This is a genomic window from Kitasatospora sp. NPDC015121 (genome assembly GCF_055562955.1).
Genome location: NZ_JBVHEH010000097.1, coordinates 1 through 2,580, shown reverse-complemented (window position 1 = coordinate 2,580; position 2,580 = coordinate 1). Strand labels below are relative to the sequence as shown.

The window sequence follows — 2,580 nt, the reverse complement described above, 5'->3', positions numbered from 1 at the left end:
TGTCAATGGCCACGAAGTTCTCCCCGTAGGCGGCCAGTAGTTCTCCCCGCTGGTGGCCACGGGTTCTCCCCGGTGGCGGCCAGTTGTTTTTCCCCACCCGCTTTCTGATTTGGGTTAGCTGAAGGGCTTCACCCCCTTGCCGGTGGTGGCTTCGGTGAGGCGGAAGGAGTCGCCGTCGGTGACGACGACGTGCGCATGGTGCAGGAGCCGGTCAACGGTGGCGGTGGCCAATGTTTTGGGCATGATCTCGTCGAAGCCGGAGGGGTGCAGGTTGCTCGAGACGGCAATCGCTCGGCGTTCGTAGGCAGCGTCGACGAGGCGATAGAATCCTTCGGCGGCGTCTTCAGAGACCGGGAGCAGACCGATGTCGTCGACGATGATCAGGTCGGAGCGGATGATCCTCGTCAGGGCTCGGGCGATGGAGTCGTCGGCACGGTGCCGGCGGACCAGGGCACCGAGGTCTTCGATGGTGAACCAAGACACCGCCAGCCCAGCTTCGACTGCGGCCTGCCCGAGTGCCTCGGTGAAGTGAGACTTGCCAGTTCCCGAAGGCCCACAGACGCAGAAACATTCACGCCGCCCGACCCACTCCAGGGTGCGGAGCGCGTCCTGGGTGGCGCGGGGAATCGACGATTTCGTTTCGTCCCAGTCGCCGAAGGTCTTGCCGGTAGGGAAACCCGCGCGTTTGCGGCGAGTGTGCAGGTTCGCCCGGTCCCGGCCGGCGGCTTCCTCAGCGAGGAGAACCCGCACGACTTCGGCGGGGTCCCAGCGTTGGGCTTTCGCGGTCGGGATGATATCGCTCAAGGACCTGCGGATATGGGGCAGTTTCAGGCGTTTAGTCAGGTCGATCGCCTCGGCCAACGGGTCGCCGTTAGCGCTGGTAACAGTGCGCAAAGGGGTGCTCATCAGGCGTCATCGCTTTCATCGTCAGTAGTGGCTGGGCTGGCCGGCGCTGGTGTCTGGCCGAAGGTGGACCAGGCGGCGGTGCCCGGTTGCAGAGTGTGGTTCTCGCTGCGACGGACCGGATCAGCGTGTTCGTGGGTGACTTGGTAGTCGAGGATCGAGATCAGGTCCCGATCGGCGAACCGGCCGGTCATCGCCGCCGTCCCCAACGCTCTGTCGACTGCGTCCGGGGAGTGCAGCTTCGAAAGGTCCACGGCCTCGGCCATCTTCGCCCTGATGCGGCGCGCTCCCGCGGCGGCAGCCTCGACCAGCCAGCTGTTGGCACCCTGGCCCAACTGTAGGAAGGCGAGCTCGGCGGCGGTACGAGGCTTGGGCACCCGGTCGGCGGCGTCGCGGTCTGGGCGGGGTGGGTAGTGGTCGTTGTCGAGGACCGGTGAACCGGGTTGGCCGCGGCGGTGCCGCGCGACTTCGACTGCACCGCCATCATTGTCGACGGCGGTCACGATCAGCTCCTCACCATGGAAGCGGGCCCAGACCCGAGTGTCGATCAACGTGTGCGGCACCGAATACCGCACCCCTTCCACCGAGATCGTCGACTCCCAGTTCACCCGCCGGGTAGTGCCGAACACCGCGGTGAACGGAGATTTCGGCAGCGGATGCAGCCGCTGCAACTCTTCGGCCAGCCGCTCGACCGGCCGCCGCCGAGTAGAGCTGTGGACGCGGGTGTTGACGTCGGTGCAGAACTGCCGGCAAGCCGACTCGAGCTCACCGAAAGAGTGATACTGCTCGCGCAGGTTCACCTCCTTCGGCAACAGGTCGGCTTTGGCGATCCGCACCGTCGCCTCACTTCCTCCCTTCGACTCCGGATCAGCAGGTAAACACGTCCGCAGCGTCGTGCCGTAATGCCGTGCCACCTCCACGATCTCCGGATTGCGGACCGCGATCCCGGCCACGTGATCGATCGTCGCGGTCTTCTCGTTGTCGGTGAGGACATAGACCGGAACCCCGCCCAAGCGGCGGAATGTCGCATCCAAACACGCCGCCACCGTCGGCAATGTCTTGTCCCAGATCGGGATCACCACCCGAAATCGCGACCACGCCAACCATGCGCAGAACAACGTCGTCTTCCGGCCGGAAATCGTTGGCCCGTCACCGAAGTCGTACTGTAACCACAGCCCAGGTTCGGTTACCCACGGCCGATACACTCGCCGCCGACCAGCCCGAAACTGGGCCTTCGCCTCCGCGACCGTCCGGCGCGTGGTCCGCTCACCGCCGGTGAACCCCAGCGCGACGATCCGTTCGTGGATGACATCCGCGCGGACCTTGCCCTGCGAGCGGACCACCAACTCCTCGATCTTCGGCAGAAAGTCGTCGATCGCCCGCGCTCGATGCCGCCGGCGGTCCGGCGGCTGCCCCGCAGCGCGCATCTGCACATACCGGGCCACCGTGTGGTGATCACACCCAGCCAGCTCCGCCGCCGCCCGATAACTACCCGTGAGGTCGTACGCCTCCAAAATTTCCATGATCTCCCTGCTCGATTTCATCCACCCAGCGTTGCCGGGACCGAATCTGACTCACAGCAGGTGGGGAACTATCTGGCCGTACGCGGGGAGAAACCATGGCCACAAAATGCGCCATAAATGGCCGCCAGTGGGGAGCTTACGATGGCCGTCGACA

At 65.3% G+C, this 2,580-nt stretch carries 2 protein-coding genes; both read right to left on the bottom strand.

The genetic code is table 11. The features are described from left to right. Positions 1-114: 114 nt before the first annotated feature. Positions 115-906, bottom strand: a complete 792-nt coding sequence (gene istB, locus ACZ3J7_RS40975; RefSeq protein ID WP_003944771.1) for an IS21-like element IS1415 family helper ATPase IstB — start codon at positions 904-906, stop codon at positions 115-117. Further along, a complete protein-coding gene (gene istA / locus ACZ3J7_RS40970; protein WP_030538069.1) occupies positions 906-2,447 on the bottom strand; it encodes an IS21-like element IS1415 family transposase in 1,542 nt (513 codons plus the stop codon). The genes istB and istA overlap by 1 nt, the downstream gene beginning before the upstream one ends. Between the last annotated feature and the right edge of the window lie 133 nt (positions 2,448-2,580).

Coding starts and splice junctions, on each gene's coding strand:
- istB (WP_003944771.1), bottom strand. CDS start 906: ATGAGCACCCCTTTGCGCACTGTTACCAGCGCTAACGGCGACCCGTTG.
- istA (WP_030538069.1), bottom strand. CDS start 2,447: ATGAAATCGAGCAGGGAGATCATGGAAATTTTGGAGGCGTACGACCTC.